Origin of the sequence: Jejudonia soesokkakensis (genome assembly GCF_042664795.1) — a bacterium.
Taxonomy (GTDB): Bacteria; Bacteroidota; Bacteroidia; order Flavobacteriales; family Flavobacteriaceae; genus Jejudonia; species Jejudonia soesokkakensis.
The window spans coordinates 149,098-163,188 of sequence record NZ_JBHTBN010000003.1; the positions used below are offsets into that span (position 1 = coordinate 149,098).

Genomic DNA, 14,091 nt, shown 5'->3' on the forward strand with positions numbered 1-14,091 from the left:
CTCAATTAAACTTTTTATCAAAATCGGTTGCACCCAATGTCATAATAATGGCTCTGTTTGCAGGTGATATACTTGGCTCTTTACAAGCAAATAATTGGTTTACCAGATGCTCTCTGGCCTCACTATCTAAAGCAGTACCCGTTTTTACCGCCATACTTTTTGCCATACTTTTTGCCAATAGATCGTTCTGACTAAAGCCAGCTTCGGGAACTTCATCACGAATATCGGTAATTAATTGCTGAAGAATACGCTCTATTTGACTCTCGAGTACGCTTACAGGTATGCCATTGATCTCCATACTATCTTCCTTAATTTCTGAAAATACAAAACCCGTTTGTGTGAGTTGTTCTTCAATCTTCAGTAAGATTTCGATCTCAGGTTTTGAAAACTGCAACTGCAACGGAAATAATAACTGCTGACTCACCGCTTCCTGCATGGTAATATTTTTCAGTAATTCTTCATACAACACACGTTCGTGAGCTCTATGCTGATGAATAACCATCATACCACTCTTAATAGGACAGATAATATATTTATTCTGAAGCTGAAACGTCACTTGTCCAACTTCTGCTTCTTCCTGCTCAAACAAACTTCCTGTTGCCAGTTCGCTTTCCATCTCGACATTTGCAATAGTATCTTCAAAATTTTCAGACTTTAGTCCAACATACAAAGATTCCCAGGCCGGCTGTTTTTCTCTCTTAAAAGGAAAACTAATATTGCTTTGTTTTGATTCTGTTTTAAATGGATTAAATTCACGATCTACTTCAATCGTTGGCGCTACCGCAGATTTTTTACTATATTCATAAGGCGTATCAAAGCCGGTATCTTTATTAAAATCCAATACAGGAGCTATACTAAACTGCCCCAAACTATGTTTGACCGTGGCTCTAAGCATGGCATAAATAGCATGCTCATCGTCAAACTTAATTTCGGTCTTCGTGGGGTGAATATTAATATCTATGGAATGGGTATCAACCTCCAGCAGTAAAAAATAGCCAGGGTTGGTGCCCTCTTTCAGTAAGCCTTCAAAAGCAGATTTTACAGCATGATGTAAATACGAACTTTTAATAAAACGGTGATTGACAAAAAAGAATTGTTCGCCACGGCTTTTCTTTGCAAACTCTGGTTTTAAAACAAATCCGGACACTTTTAAAATTTCAGTTTCTTCTTCTACCGGAACCAATTTCTCATTTGTTTTTGTTCCGAAGATATTGACGATACGCTGTCGCAAATTACTTGCGGCCAGATTAAATACATCGGCACCGTTATTCAACATGATAAAAGCAACCTGAGGATGTGCCAAAGCTACCCGATGAAATTCATCAATAATATGACGTGTCTCAACCGTATTACTTTTTAGAAAATTGCGTCGTGCAGGAATATTGTAAAAAAGATTCTTAACCGAAATGGTCGTGCCCTTTGGGGTAACCACCACTTCCTGTGATACCACTTCACTTCCTTCTATGGTTATTGCAGTTCCTACTTCGGCAGCTTCGGTTCTGGTCTTAAGCTCCACATGTGCAATCGCAGCAATAGATGCCAAAGCCTCTCCCCGAAACCCTTTGGTGTGTAAATTAAAAAGATCGTCGGCCGATTTAATTTTAGAGGTGGCATGTCGTTCAAAACACAAACGAGCGTCTGTGACCGTCATCCCTTTACCGTTGTCTATTACCTGAACAAGCGTTTTACCAGCATCCTTAATCACAAGCGTAATAGCATCTGCACCGGCATCAATTGCGTTTTCGAGTAATTCTTTTACTACAGATGCAGGCCGTTGGACAACCTCTCCTGCAGCAATCTGATTCGCCACATGGTCTGGTAAAAGCTCAATAATATCGGTCATTAGTTCTGCGGCAAGAAGATGGACAAATCAAAATCTATAATGTACAGAAACAATAAAATAAAAATGGCAACAATAATAAGGATACGTCTGTTGGCTGTTTTATCAGGCTTCTTTCTAAGATCATTCCAGGCATTTTTAAAATTTGATTTTAAGCCCGAAGAACCTACCGTATGACGAAATTTATCAAATTTATGCTCAATTTCATAAGGACTTCCTTCACCATCGTTCTGGTAGTAACGAGGCGTATAACTAAATTTTTTCGCTTTACGTTTGCTTATTATTCCCATAGTTTCTGTGTTTTCAAAGTTACTTAAAATACTGCAGTATATCAATTGATTTTTCCTTGTTTTCTTACTAACAAGTATCATTCCAATTCGCAGTTACAGTAGGGCATTTTGTTTCAGGAATTGAAAATGTGTATCTTTAAAATAAAAATCATGAAAAAGCTATCCCTACTTTTACTACTCTCAATCTTTATAGTAAGTTGTGCTTCGGAAGATAAAACACTAGAATTTACAGCAGACAACCTGATTGGAACCTGGAAATTAGTGGAAGCTTATGCAGACCCCGGGGATGGAAGTGGTACGTATCAACCAGTAACCAACGGATATACGTTTACACTAAACAGTGATGGTACATTTACTTCAGAACGAATTTCTGAATGTGAATCTGGCACATACTCAATTCAAGAGAATGCGAAACTTGTTTTTCAATTTGACTGTGAAAATTACTCTGAAATTTTTGTAGATACAGCTAAATTTGACGGATCAAAACTTGTCACCTCTCCCCTGTCACCTATTGTTTGCACAGATGGATGTGGAAATAAATTCAAGAAAATTAAGTAGTTTGATTAGAATTTAGCGTCTTTGCGAAGCTGTGCCATTTTAATGGCTGCAATAGCTGCTTCGGTGCCTTTATTTCCATGTTTTCCGCCGCTGCGGTCAATAGATTGCTGCATGGTATTGTCGGTCAGAACACAAAAGATTACTGGAATATCGCCTTTTACATTTAAGTCTTTAATTCCTTGTGCAACGCCTTCACACACATAATCAAAGTGCTTAGTCTCACCTTGAATCACACTGCCAATCGCAATAACAGCATCGAGCATGTCAAAACTCTGCGTCATTTTTTTACAGCCGTAGATTAGTTCAAAGCTACCTGGAACATTCCAGCGCACGATGTTTTCTTTAATTCCCCCACAATCCAGGATGGCATCGAAAGCACCTTGAAACATTCCTTCAGTGATGTTTGGATTCCATTCTGAAACAACAATCCCAAACCGAAAGTCCTTCGCGTTTGGGATTGTTGTTTTATCGTAAGCCGATAAATTTGTAGTTGAAGTAGCCATACTTACTTCTGCATTGCTTCTGTCATTCCTTTGTATACTTCAGCCTTTTTAGCTTCAGGAGAGGTTGCATAATCATCTGCAATTTTTGCAAAATGTTTTAACGCTACATCTGCTTTCCCTAAGTTCATAGCTGTAATTCCAGCTTTCAGAAGAAAACGTGGAGTCGTCACATCATTTGAACGCATGTTCGCAGCTTCTTCGTAATATTTTAAGGCTTCGTCATTCTGATTTAACTGTACAAATGCATCACCAATCGCTCCTTTGGCCAAAGCTCCCGTCATGGCATCATCCCCATCATAATCGTCTAAATAATCAATTGCTTCTTGATATCTCTTTGTTTGCAAATACGCCATACCTGCATAATAGTTTGCCATATTTCCAGCATTTGTACCACTGTACTTATCTGCAATATCTACAAAACCATATTTACCAGCTCCGCCTGTTAAGGCCAAATTGTATATAGAATCACTTTCTTCTGCGCTCGCAGTAATTGCCTTTTCATAGTAACTCTGCGCCTGATACATTTCGTTGGCAGCTTCACTTTGTTTTGGTTCAATTACAAATTGATTGTAGGCAAAATACCCTAATACAGCAACAGCGATCACCCCAACCACACCTAAAATGATGTTCTGGTTTTTTTCGACCCATGCTTCTGTCTTCGATGCTCCTTCGTCAAGTGTATTAAACACCTCTGCGGTAGCACTGTTGTCCTCTATCTCTTCTTGCTTTTCGGCTTTGGTACTAGGTTTTCCGCCTCTTTTCTTATATGTTGCCATAATTCTTGTATTGGTTCGCAAAAATAAAATTTTTATTAGAATTTAAAAGGGAAAAGATTCCTTATTTTTAGATAATTTGCAGATTGGTTTTCAGTTGCTTTTTTCTGAAAGATTTATGATAACAAAATACACACAAGGAATTCATTTACATGATTTTACAAAGCCTCTCATTACTAAATTATAAAAATTTTACCGCCGAAACTTTTGCCTTTGATCCCAAGATCAACTGTTTTGTAGGATATAATGGCGTAGGAAAGACCAATGCATTGGATGCTATTTATCACCTTTCCTTCGGAAAAAGCTATTTTAACCCAATTACGAGTCAGAATATAAAACACGGTCAAGATTTCTTTGTGATTGAAGGCGATTATGAAAAGCAGGAGCGTTCAGAAAAAATACTGGTGAGTGCCAAACGCGGACAAAAAAAAATGATCAAACGCAATGGCAAACTCTATGAAAAATTTAGTGAACATATTGGTTTTTTACCGTTAGTAATTATTTCACCGGCAGACCGTGACCTAATTATAGAAGGCAGCGATACCCGAAGAAAGTTTATCGACGGTGTGATCTCACAAGGCGACCCAGACTACCTTAATACATTAATAAAATACAATAAAGTACTCGCCCAACGCAACTCCTTACTGAAGTACTTTGCAGCCAATAATACCTTTAATAAAGATAATCTTGATATCTATAATGAGCAGCTTCATGAGTATGGAACCTTGATCTTCGGAAAACGCACTGCTTTTCTTGAAACGTTTCTTCCTATCTTTCTAAAGCGACACCAATCGATAAGTAATGGCAATGAAGCTGTATCATTGGTGTATAAAAGTCAGTTGCAAGACAATGATCTGCTCTCTTCATTAGAAGAAAATGTACAAAAGGATCGGTTTTCTCAATACACTAACTTTGGAATTCATAAGGATGATCTTTCGTTTGAAATTGACGAACATCCCATCAAGAAATTTGGTTCTCAGGGACAACAAAAATCATATCTTATTGCGTTAAAATTAGCACAGTTTGATTTTATAAAAGCACAAAACAATGTCAATCCTATTTTATTATTAGACGATATTTTTGACAAATTAGACGCACAACGAGTGGAGCAGCTGATACAATTGGTGGAGGATGAAAACTTTGGGCAATTATTTATAAGCGATACCCATCCCGAAAGAACTGAGGAAGTAGTTAAGAAAGTACACCAGAGTTATAAGATGTTTGAGTTGAGTCATGAAAAGTAAATCGTAAATTTTCAACCGATAACCCATAATTGATCACCGATAACTGATAATCAAAATGAAATCTAAACTATTAACGCTCTTATTAATTACCTTCTTAGTTTCCTGCAGCACAAGAGACTTTCAGAAAGAAATAGAACATCTTGACGGCTACTGGCAAATCGAACGTGTTATCTTTCCAGATGGTACAGAAAAAGAGTTTAGCATCAGCACTACAATAGATTATATCGAAGTGGAAGAGAGTAACAAAGGCTTCAGAAAAAAGGTAAATCCAAAACTAGACGGAAGCTTTGTCACCAGTGATTCTGAAGAATTCTTTACGATAGAAACTTCAGAAAATGAATTGCTACTTCACTATACCACCGAATTTGACACTTGGACAGAAACAATATTATCTTCCGAAGAAAACAAACTTGTGATAAAAAACAGAGACGATAAGGTGTATCACTACAAACGTTTCAGTAAATTTGAACTAGATATTTAATAATACCAAAAAATAGGCTTACTTCTAAAGGCAGAAGTAGAATCAATTAATAAGTTACCCGCCTACGCGAGTATTACTATGGCAAAAAGACACGGAGAAAATACAGCAATTAGCGACGTTTTAAAGGACTTTGTTTCAGCAAATACAAAACTGGAAAAAGGACTGGATAAGGTTTCGGTGGCAGATGCGTGGCATGCCGTGATGGGTAGTGCGATTAGCAACTATACGACTCAGATTCTGCTAGAAAGAGATACCCTGTTTGTACAATTAAGTTCTTCGGTACTTAGAGAGGAATTAAGCTACGGAAAGGAAAAAATTATCAAGCTTATCAATGAAGAGTTAAAGAAGGAACTGGTTAAAAAATTGGTGCTGAGGTAAACTGTCATTCAGAGAGAAGCGAAGAATCTCAGCTAATCTTGTGAGATTTCTCGTCGCTACGCTCTGTCGAAATGACCAAAGATATTTAAACAAAAAACGCCACTCATTGAGTGGCGTTTGCAATATAATTGAAGTTCAAAGTTTTATTAGAACATTTCTCTTCCAGCGAAGTGAAAGGCTCCTTCGATAGCAGCATTTTCATCACTGTCACTACCATGTACCGCGTTTTCACCTATAGAAGCAGCATATAATTTACGGATGGTCCCCTCGGCAGCATCTGCTGGGTTGGTAGCACCAATCAACGTACGGAAATCTTCCACAGCATTGTCTTTTTCAAGAATAGCAGCCACGATTGGTCCTCTTGTCATATATTCTACCAATTCCCCATAGAAAGGACGCTCACTGTGCACTGCGTAAAATTCTTTTGCATCTGCAGTCGTCATGTGCGTTAATTTCATCGCTACGATTCTAAAACCTGCAGCATTAATTTTTTCAAGAATAGCTCCAATGTGTCCTTTTTCAACACTATCAGGCTTTAACATAGTAAACGTTCTATCTGTTCTCATAGTTTTTTAAAATTTTGTGCAAAAGTACGGTATTCTACTACAAAAACAAGAAGGATTTGTAATTAAAATGTCTGCTTGAATTCTTGTATCAGCGTATTATCTATCCCTCGTAGTTCCATAAGCACTGTTTGCGTATCAAAATCAAATTGAAAGACACCAAAATTTAAGTCTTTTGTGCCGTCCCCTACTCTATATCTATTACTATCCATAGGATCACCAGGGAAGGTGTGTGTGAGTCCGCTACTTGTAAAATCTACTAAGGAATATGCTAAACCTGCATTTTTATTTACTGAAACTTCTCCTTGATGACGGTCGCCACTCACAAAAAAGATATTGCTAGCTTTTGCATTTTGTAATACGGTATACATTTTTTGTACTTCGGAAGGGTAATTCCCCCACTTTTCCCAGCCATGTTCGTCTGCCAAAAACTGAATACTACTTACAATCATGGTAAAATCTGCTGAAGCTTCCTCCAATTCCTTTTCCAGCCACTTCCATTGTCTATCTCCAAGCACGCTCCCAGCATCTGAAGCTTCCCAGGAATCATAGCGTCTTCCTTCTACATCACTTGGATTTAATTCAGTTCGAAAATAACGCGTATCTAATAAAATCACTTTTATACTTCCTCTTTTGGTATTGAAAAAATGAGACGTATAGACTCCTTCTTGCGATCTTCTTATATCATTTTCAGGTACTTTTAAAAAGTCTAACAAAAGTGTTTGGGCTTCTTCTTTTTTCTCCCATTCGATACCTGCATCGTTCTTTCCGTAGTCATGATCATCCCAGATTCCTATAATTTGGGACGTATCTGCTAGTTCTTGATATTCGGAATTGGCCCATACTTTATCATAATCGGCTTCCATTTTTTGCATATTGGCCGTATCTGCATATACATTATCCCCGCCCCAGATAAACACACTCGGGCTATTTTCCAGAATTGGTTTCCAGAGTGGCTGCGGGCGATCCTGATCATTACAACTTCCAAATACTATAGTATAGTCATACTCACTTTCAGAAAGTGTTGGAAGTATATTTTCTACGGAAGATGCTTCGGTAGGTTTTGGTTTACAACAAATAAGCAGCACCAATGTGAAGAGTAGTAGCATTTTTTTCATAGTCGTTTTTTAGAAGTTGTTTCAAAAATACGAAAACCAAGATTAGCTAAAGCAACCTATTTTGTATCTTCGCGTCAATGGATACACAAACAACAGCGATTGTAAAAGAACTGCTTTCAGAAACAAAAAAAATTGTCATTGTAGGGCATAAAAACCCTGATGCAGATGCGATAGGTTCTTGTCTGGGACTTTCAGAATTCTTAAAAACGCAGGGACATGTTGCTACCGTATTAATGCCCAACACCTTTCCAGATTTTTTAAAATGGATGCCTGGTAGTGAAAATATTCTAACGTACGATCAGCAACCTGAGCAATGTGAGAAATTTATCGATGAAGCTCAAGTCATATTTACCTTAGATTTTAATGCGCTTAACAGGGTGGGAGACCTAGAAACACCTTTAAAAAGTGCAAAAGCAGAATTTGTAATGATCGATCATCACCAACAGCCAGACAGTTATCCTGTGGCTACCTATAGTGACACTTCGATGAGTTCCACTTGCGAAATGGTCTATCATTTTATAGATGCACTTGAACAACTTGATTCACTTTCAGAAACCATTGCGACTAATTTATACACAGGGATCATGACCGATACAGGTTCGTTTCGATTTTCTTCCACCTCGGCGACCACACATCGTGTAATAGCAGATCTCATTGATCATGGAGCAGTAAATAATGTGATTCATGAAAGCATTTATGATACCAATAGTCCGGATAGGATGACCTTATTGGGAGTGGCATTAAAAAACCTCACTATTCTTCCTGAATATAAAACTGCTTTCATTTCATTATCACAAAAAGAACTCGATGATAACAATTTCAAAAAAGGAGATACCGAAGGTTTTGTAAATTATGCATTGAGTATCCAAGGCATTATTTTTGCTGTTATCTTTATTGAAAACAAACAAGAGAATATAGTCAAGATGTCATTACGCAGTAAGGGTAATTTTTCGGTAAATGAATTTGCCAGAACCTATTATAACGGAGGTGGTCATACCAATGCCGCGGGTGGTAGAAGTACAAAACCTTTGGATGATACCATTACTGAATTTATTAGTATCTTGCCCCACCATAAAGATGCCCTTGTCAATGCGTAGTATTCTGTTTATAATTTTTGTTGCATTTATCTTTTTTGTTTCGTGTAAAAGCCCCGAAGCACGAAGACCTGTAAAACAAGCATCTGGCACTTTTATTGAAGCTTCTGCAGAGCGAAATAAAAAGATTTTTGAGAGCGAGAAATCTCAGATTGAGGCCCTTATTAATGCAGACTCCACACTAAATTATAAATCTTCAGACAGCGGATTTTGGTATCATTATGTTACTAAAGATACGTTAACGTCACAAAAACCAGTGCTAGGAGATAAAATTACATTCACCTATAACGTAAAAAAATTGGATGGCACTGTGATTCTTTCTGAAGAAGAAAACGGACTTCAACAATATAAAGTAGACCAAAGCAATCAGGAATTAATTTCTGGTATCCGTGATGGAATCAAATTGATGAAAGTAGGAGAAACCATTACCTTCTTATTTCCGTCGTATAAAGCATATGGATACTATGGTATCGATAATAAATTAGGGACCAATGTTCCTATTCAAAGTACTGTTACACTAAAATCTATTGAACAACCCATTGAAAATTAATTACTTACTATGAAAAAATTAACATTTTTATTTTTATCACTTTCACTTGCTCTTGCATCTTGCCAAAATAAATATCCAGACCTTGAAGATGGAGTATATGCAGAGTTTATTACCAATAAAGGAACTTTTGTTGCAAAACTGTATCATGAGAAAACACCACTAACTGTGGCCAATTTTGTTGGACTTGCAGAAGGAACTAATAAAATGGTAGATTCAACTTATACTGGCAAAAAATATTACAATGGCTTAACGTTTCATCGTGTCATGAAAGATTTTATGATTCAAGGAGGAGATCCTATGGGAACTGGTTCTGGTGGACCAGGATACAAGTTTCCTGATGAAACAGACCCAGAGCTAGGGCTAAAGCACGATCGTAAAGGAATATTATCTATGGCTAATTCTGGTCCTGCAACCAATGGAAGTCAGTTCTTCGTAACACTGAAGGACACTCCGTGGTTAGATGGCATCCATACGGTTTTTGGAGAGGTCGTTATTGGTCAAGAAGTAGTTGATTCTATAGGATCGGTTAAAGTAACTCCAGGAAATAATCGCCCTGAACAACCGGTTACCATGCAAGAAGTAAATATTATAAGAAAAGGCGCTGTAAAAATAGCTTCATTTTCTAAGCAAATGGAGAGTATTGAAAAAGAAAAATTGAAAGAACAAGAGGCTGTTCTTGAAGCTGGAAAAGAAAATTTAAATCAATTTGAAAAACTAAAAGATGAAGCAGAAACTTTAGATTCTGGTTTATCAATACTCTTTACTGAAAAAGGAGATGGTGTACAACCAGAGCGGGGTTCTAAAGTGAAAGTAAATTATGCTGGATATTTAGCTTCCGATGGAACTTTATTTGATAGTAATATTTCTGAAACCGCCAAAAAAAATAATAAACTGGATAAGCTAAGACTTGCTGCAAATCAGTATGTGCCAATGGCTGCAGATTATAGTCCAGACGCGCGGTTAATCGCTGGTTTTAAAGAAGGATTAATGCTAATGAGTGTTGGAGACAAAGCCACCTTATTTATTCCTTCACATCTAGGATATGGAGCTGGTGGTTATCCTCCTGTTATTCCTCCAAATGCTGATTTAGTTTTTGAATTAGAACTTGTAGAAGTGGTTGAATAGATCTATTGATATAAGCATCTACCCTACAATTTGGTAATAAAAAAGAGCCTGAAGATTAAATTCTTCAGGCTCTTTTTTAAACACATTATTTGAAATGTTTAAGTGGTCATTGTTAATACATAAAAACTTCGACATTTACGTCCGTAGCTTTGCATTCGTTTTAAAATGTTAGGAAATCGAGCGTTGCTGCCCTCTTTTTTAATTGGATTCGATCTGTAAGCTCTCATAATACAACTATTTATAATCAAATATAAAAAAATACTTACATTAAATTTACAATTTGATAACATTTAATTTACATTAACCTATTAAGATATTGATAATTAATAGGTTAATAATCAATAAAAACGGTATCAAGATAGAGCAAACGCTGCTGTAGCCACTCCGTCAGATATTTATAGTCGGCAGTAATTGTATGTACTCTCTCCCACATCAATGCATCGCGCTGGTATAATTTTGTGTCATCTAATAAGCGATATGTCTTATCAATTCGTTCATGCAAAGCTTTATCACCGTACACGCCATTTCTTAGGGTTTGCCATCGCTCTTTTAGTTTTGTTTTATAGCCAGCGGCGTTGGTTGCATACAATCTGTCAAATAAGGCATTTGTTAAAATATCGTTGGTAGTAGGGATTCGTTTTCCATCTTGAATGATTCCTAACACACCATCAAGATCCCATGGCACAAAAAAGTAAGGTTCGTTCTGCTTATACTTTGCCAAAAAGTAATTCTTAGAAATATTGTCGGTGCCTCGTAATAAATTAATAAACAAAAAATAATCGATCGCATTGTCTACGTCTAAATAAGCTTCAATATTCTCGGTAAATTCTTCATCAGTTGAAGTACTTACAAAAGTTATAAACGCATGCAAATTATCATAATGTGCTACATAATCCTCATAAGGATATTTTACCTCAAAACCTTCCCATCGGGGAAACGCATTATTAAATTCTGAAACTCCCTTAAAAGATGTGTTATCTGCATATCCTACCGCTTTAAATAATTCTCCTCGTACTGTATCCCCTTTACTTTTTTTAAGATCCAATAGCTTTCTATCTACCTGTTCTGAAAGTAAATACAATCCTTCGTAGGTATCATTGAGAAAAACCTCTGCAAACATCACATCACTATAACTTTTAGCGTCTGGTTCTTTATCCAAATAACTGGGAGCGTATAAATCAAGCCAAAGTTTTGTTGAAAAATACGACCGAAGCTTCAGCGGCTCGTTATAAATACTATTTAGAATCCAATCATCGTCTTCCCTTAGGTCACCAAATGTAAAATCTACCGACTCCTCTGAAGTCGCATCTTTCCGAAGTTCCAGATCATACGACTTTTTAGGGTAGCGTAAGGCACTATTTCCTCGAAGTTCGATACCTATCGCCCCATCATAACTTTCCGAAGCACTTGCAAAACTAAAATGCGCCATCCGTTTTGGTTCATCCACAATTGTATCTGAAGCAGTCAATTTGATGATGGGCATAGAGGTAATATATAAGGAGAAAGTATCTTTCTCTTTCATCACTACATATCTTTCTTGCGAAGAGAATCCAGAAAGCGGAGACACCAGTTGATATTTAGAACTTCCAAATACTAGGTCATTACCCTCTGTAATTGCTGAAAGTACTTCTTCGTGACACACAATGATTTTGTTTGCTGTATCAATTCCGTAATACAAATGCTCGTTGCCTGCTACCGGATTTTGAGCACAACTCATAGCCGTTACAGCACATAACATTCCTAAACATAAATTTCTTACCATAATATTTCAATTAGCTCAAAGATAATCAATAGATAAAAGCTACTACCTTATTTTAAGTTATTCCTAACTAATTTCGGTATCAAAAACAATACCTTTAGCATTATTAAGTTATGAATTTGGGTAAGCCCCTACCGTATGAATTTCAAAAAACATATCATATTTACATTTTCCCTGTGTATTGTAGCTGTCTTTTTTCTGAACGTTTCAGCACAACGTGAATCGAAAAAACCTAAATTAGTAGTAGGTATTACTGTCGATCAAATGCGCTATGATTATCTCACGCGCTTTTCTGAAAAATATTCAGAAAACGGATTCAAACGGTTGCTTTCTGAAGGTTTTTCTTTTGAAAATAATTATCTTAATTACATTCCCACAAACACAGGTCCTGGGCATGCCAGCATACATACTGGCACTACTCCAAGTGTGCATGGGATCATTAATAATTTTTGGTACGATAGAGCTTCAGATGCAGCAAATTATTGTGTCTACGATGCTAGCTGTCAACCTGTAGGATCAGGAAATAAATTGGATATAAGCAGTCCGTATCAATTACTGGCCAACACCATTAGTGATGCCAACCGTATTCAAACCAATCTAAAGGGAAAAACAATTAGTATTGCATTGAAGGATCGAGCTGCTGTATTATCTGGCGGAAAAAAAGCGAATGCAGCCTATTGGTTTAGAGGTCAAGAACTAGGTCACTGGATATCTTCTTCTTATTACATGGAAGTGTTACCCGCATGGGTAAGAGCATTTAATGAATCGCCGTTAGTAAGTAGCTATATGAGAACATGGGAACCTTTATATCCTTTAGAAACCTACACCGAAAGCGATGCTGATGAAAATACGTACGAACGCGGTTTTAGAGGAAAAGAAACCGCTACCTTCCCTTATGATCTAAAGGAACTTGCTTCAGAAAATAATAACTTTGAACTGCTTAAAGCTACTCCCTTTGGAAATAGCCTTACGTTCGATTTTGCGGCCGCTGCATTAATTGGAGAAAAATTAGGAAAAGGTCCTGCTACCGATTTCTTATTGATAAGCTTATCAAGTACCGATTATATTGGTCATAATTTTGGTGTTTCCTCCAAAGAAGTGGAAGATGCTTACCTACGATTAGATAAAGATCTAGCAGAATTTCTAAATAGGCTTGACCAACATATAGGAAAAGGAACGTATACATTATTCTTGACGTCAGATCATGGAGCTTCAGAGAATGCACATTTTCTACACGAACAAGATATTAAAGCCGAATATTTTAAAGAAGCTTCTTTTAAAATTGAAGTAAAAGATGCTGTCTTTGAGAGGTATGGAAGCACAGAAATTATTGAGAATATATCAAATGATCAAATCTATTTGAACAAAGAATGGATCGCAGCCGCTAATTTAGATGTAGCTACAGTAGAACAACAAATTAAAGAATATGTGCTTTCGGTACCTTTTATTAAAACTGCGGTAACCAGAACCGAAATCAATTCTAACCATCTTACAGGCGAACTAGAACAGCTTCTTGCCAATGGAATGCACCCCATTCGTAGTGGTGATATTTTTTATGCCTTAGAACCTCGCGTGGTTGTATATTCGGAACAAGGATCGGATCACGGAAGTGGTTATGACTATGATACCCACACACCGCTTCTTTTTTATGGCTTCGGAATCCGACAAGGAGCTACCAAAACAAAATCTTTCACGATAGACATCGTACCAACAATTGCAGAAATATTGCAGATTGTTCCACCTGAAACCACCACAGGTAGTAGCTTAAAAGAAGTTATAGCGTCTCCACTAAATAATCGATAGCTAATAAAAATC

General features: G+C 37.0%; 15 protein-coding genes. 8 read left to right on the forward strand and 7 right to left on the reverse strand.

The window, feature by feature from the left end:
- Position 1 precedes the first annotated feature (1 nt).
- Both mutL and ACFQO1_RS07365 read right to left on the reverse strand, forming a co-directional pair.
- Positions 2-1,843, reverse strand: a complete 1,842-nt coding sequence (gene mutL / locus ACFQO1_RS07360) for a DNA mismatch repair endonuclease MutL (protein ID WP_380217347.1) — start codon at positions 1,841-1,843, stop codon at positions 2-4.
- Positions 1,843-2,130 carry a riboflavin synthase subunit beta gene (locus ACFQO1_RS07365; protein ID WP_380217348.1) on the reverse strand — a complete coding sequence of 96 codons (288 nt, stop codon included), beginning with the start codon at positions 2,128-2,130 and terminating at the stop codon, positions 1,843-1,845. Before ACFQO1_RS07365 ends, mutL begins: the two co-directional genes overlap by 1 nt.
- A gap of 150 nt (positions 2,131-2,280) precedes the next feature.
- On the opposite strand from ACFQO1_RS07365, the gene ACFQO1_RS07370 reads away from it, so the two are divergent.
- A complete protein-coding gene (locus ACFQO1_RS07370) occupies positions 2,281-2,688 on the forward strand; it encodes a lipocalin family protein (RefSeq protein ID WP_380217349.1) in 408 nt (135 codons plus the stop codon).
- Positions 2,689-2,693: 5 nt separating this feature from the next.
- Here the strand turns inward: ACFQO1_RS07370 and ribH are convergent, their stop codons facing one another.
- Both ribH and ACFQO1_RS07380 read right to left on the reverse strand, forming a co-directional pair.
- Positions 2,694-3,191, reverse strand: coding sequence for a 6,7-dimethyl-8-ribityllumazine synthase (ribH, locus tag ACFQO1_RS07375; RefSeq protein ID WP_380217350.1), 498 nt, complete (start codon positions 3,189-3,191; stop codon positions 2,694-2,696).
- A 2-nt stretch (positions 3,192-3,193) separates the two neighbouring features.
- Positions 3,194-3,967: a tetratricopeptide repeat protein gene (locus ACFQO1_RS07380; protein ID WP_380217351.1), complete on the reverse strand. Its 774-nt coding sequence runs from the start codon at positions 3,965-3,967 to the stop codon at positions 3,194-3,196.
- A gap of 149 nt (positions 3,968-4,116) precedes the next feature.
- Between ACFQO1_RS07380 and recF the strand changes: the two genes are divergently transcribed.
- The 3 genes from recF to ACFQO1_RS07395 all read left to right on the forward strand — a co-directional run bounded on the left by recF (position 4,117) and on the right by ACFQO1_RS07395 (position 6,067).
- Positions 4,117-5,208, forward strand: a complete 1,092-nt coding sequence (gene recF / locus ACFQO1_RS07385; protein WP_380217352.1) for a DNA replication/repair protein RecF — start codon at positions 4,117-4,119, stop codon at positions 5,206-5,208.
- A 55-nt stretch (positions 5,209-5,263) separates the two neighbouring features.
- Positions 5,264-5,689, forward strand: a complete 426-nt coding sequence (locus ACFQO1_RS07390; RefSeq protein ID WP_380217353.1) for a lipocalin family protein — start codon at positions 5,264-5,266, stop codon at positions 5,687-5,689.
- A 78-nt stretch (positions 5,690-5,767) separates the two neighbouring features.
- Entirely contained in the window at positions 5,768-6,067 is a 300-nt protein-coding gene (locus tag ACFQO1_RS07395; RefSeq protein WP_380217354.1) for a DciA family protein, read from the forward strand.
- Between the two features lie 146 nt (positions 6,068-6,213).
- Here the strand turns inward: ACFQO1_RS07395 and ACFQO1_RS07400 are convergent, their stop codons facing one another.
- Both ACFQO1_RS07400 and ACFQO1_RS07405 read right to left on the reverse strand, forming a co-directional pair.
- Positions 6,214-6,633 (reverse strand): nucleoside-diphosphate kinase, encoded by a 420-nt coding sequence (locus tag ACFQO1_RS07400; RefSeq protein ID WP_380217355.1) that lies wholly within the window; start codon positions 6,631-6,633, stop codon positions 6,214-6,216.
- Positions 6,634-6,695: 62 nt separating this feature from the next.
- Entirely contained in the window at positions 6,696-7,748 is a 1,053-nt protein-coding gene (locus ACFQO1_RS07405; protein ID WP_380217356.1) for an alkaline phosphatase D family protein, read from the reverse strand.
- Positions 7,749-7,825: 77 nt separating this feature from the next.
- Between ACFQO1_RS07405 and ACFQO1_RS07410 the strand changes: the two genes are divergently transcribed.
- From ACFQO1_RS07410 to ACFQO1_RS07420, 3 genes are read left to right on the forward strand one after another with little or no spacing between them, the layout of a single operon-like run.
- A complete protein-coding gene (locus ACFQO1_RS07410; protein ID WP_380217357.1) occupies positions 7,826-8,845 on the forward strand; it encodes a DHH family phosphoesterase in 1,020 nt (339 codons plus the stop codon).
- A complete protein-coding gene (gene gldI, locus ACFQO1_RS07415; protein ID WP_380217358.1) occupies positions 8,838-9,392 on the forward strand; it encodes a gliding motility-associated peptidyl-prolyl isomerase GldI in 555 nt (184 codons plus the stop codon). Before ACFQO1_RS07410 ends, gldI begins: the two co-directional genes overlap by 8 nt.
- Before the next feature lie 9 nt (positions 9,393-9,401).
- Positions 9,402-10,517, forward strand: a complete 1,116-nt coding sequence (locus tag ACFQO1_RS07420; protein WP_380217359.1) for a peptidylprolyl isomerase — start codon at positions 9,402-9,404, stop codon at positions 10,515-10,517.
- 331 nt (positions 10,518-10,848) lie between these two features.
- Here the strand turns inward: ACFQO1_RS07420 and ACFQO1_RS07425 are convergent, their stop codons facing one another.
- Positions 10,849-12,279 (reverse strand): CotH kinase family protein, encoded by a 1,431-nt coding sequence (locus ACFQO1_RS07425; RefSeq protein ID WP_380217360.1) that lies wholly within the window; start codon positions 12,277-12,279, stop codon positions 10,849-10,851.
- 135 nt (positions 12,280-12,414) lie between these two features.
- Between ACFQO1_RS07425 and pafA the strand changes: the two genes are divergently transcribed.
- Positions 12,415-14,079, forward strand: a complete 1,665-nt coding sequence (gene pafA, locus ACFQO1_RS07430; RefSeq protein WP_380217361.1) for an alkaline phosphatase PafA — start codon at positions 12,415-12,417, stop codon at positions 14,077-14,079.
- Positions 14,080-14,091 lie beyond the last annotated feature (12 nt).

What these genes read in the sequence shown, in the direction of transcription:
- mutL (WP_380217347.1), bottom strand. Translation starts at nt 1,843, where the DNA reads ATGACCGATATTATTGAGCTTTTACCAGACCATGTGGCGAATCAGATT.
- ACFQO1_RS07365 (WP_380217348.1), bottom strand. Translation starts at nt 2,130, where the DNA reads ATGGGAATAATAAGCAAACGTAAAGCGAAAAAATTTAGTTATACGCCT.
- ACFQO1_RS07370 (WP_380217349.1), top strand. Translation starts at nt 2,281, where the DNA reads ATGAAAAAGCTATCCCTACTTTTACTACTCTCAATCTTTATAGTAAGT.
- ribH (WP_380217350.1), bottom strand. Translation starts at nt 3,191, where the DNA reads ATGGCTACTTCAACTACAAATTTATCGGCTTACGATAAAACAACAATC.
- ACFQO1_RS07380 (WP_380217351.1), bottom strand. Translation starts at nt 3,967, where the DNA reads ATGGCAACATATAAGAAAAGAGGCGGAAAACCTAGTACCAAAGCCGAA.
- recF (WP_380217352.1), top strand. Translation starts at nt 4,117, where the DNA reads ATGATTTTACAAAGCCTCTCATTACTAAATTATAAAAATTTTACCGCC.
- ACFQO1_RS07390 (WP_380217353.1), top strand. Translation starts at nt 5,264, where the DNA reads ATGAAATCTAAACTATTAACGCTCTTATTAATTACCTTCTTAGTTTCC.
- ACFQO1_RS07395 (WP_380217354.1), top strand. Translation starts at nt 5,768, where the DNA reads ATGGCAAAAAGACACGGAGAAAATACAGCAATTAGCGACGTTTTAAAG.
- ACFQO1_RS07400 (WP_380217355.1), bottom strand. Translation starts at nt 6,633, where the DNA reads ATGAGAACAGATAGAACGTTTACTATGTTAAAGCCTGATAGTGTTGAA.
- ACFQO1_RS07405 (WP_380217356.1), bottom strand. Translation starts at nt 7,748, where the DNA reads ATGAAAAAAATGCTACTACTCTTCACATTGGTGCTGCTTATTTGTTGT.
- ACFQO1_RS07410 (WP_380217357.1), top strand. Translation starts at nt 7,826, where the DNA reads ATGGATACACAAACAACAGCGATTGTAAAAGAACTGCTTTCAGAAACA.
- gldI (WP_380217358.1), top strand. Translation starts at nt 8,838, where the DNA reads ATGCGTAGTATTCTGTTTATAATTTTTGTTGCATTTATCTTTTTTGTT.
- ACFQO1_RS07420 (WP_380217359.1), top strand. Translation starts at nt 9,402, where the DNA reads ATGAAAAAATTAACATTTTTATTTTTATCACTTTCACTTGCTCTTGCA.
- ACFQO1_RS07425 (WP_380217360.1), bottom strand. Translation starts at nt 12,279, where the DNA reads ATGGTAAGAAATTTATGTTTAGGAATGTTATGTGCTGTAACGGCTATG.
- pafA (WP_380217361.1), top strand. Translation starts at nt 12,415, where the DNA reads ATGAATTTCAAAAAACATATCATATTTACATTTTCCCTGTGTATTGTA.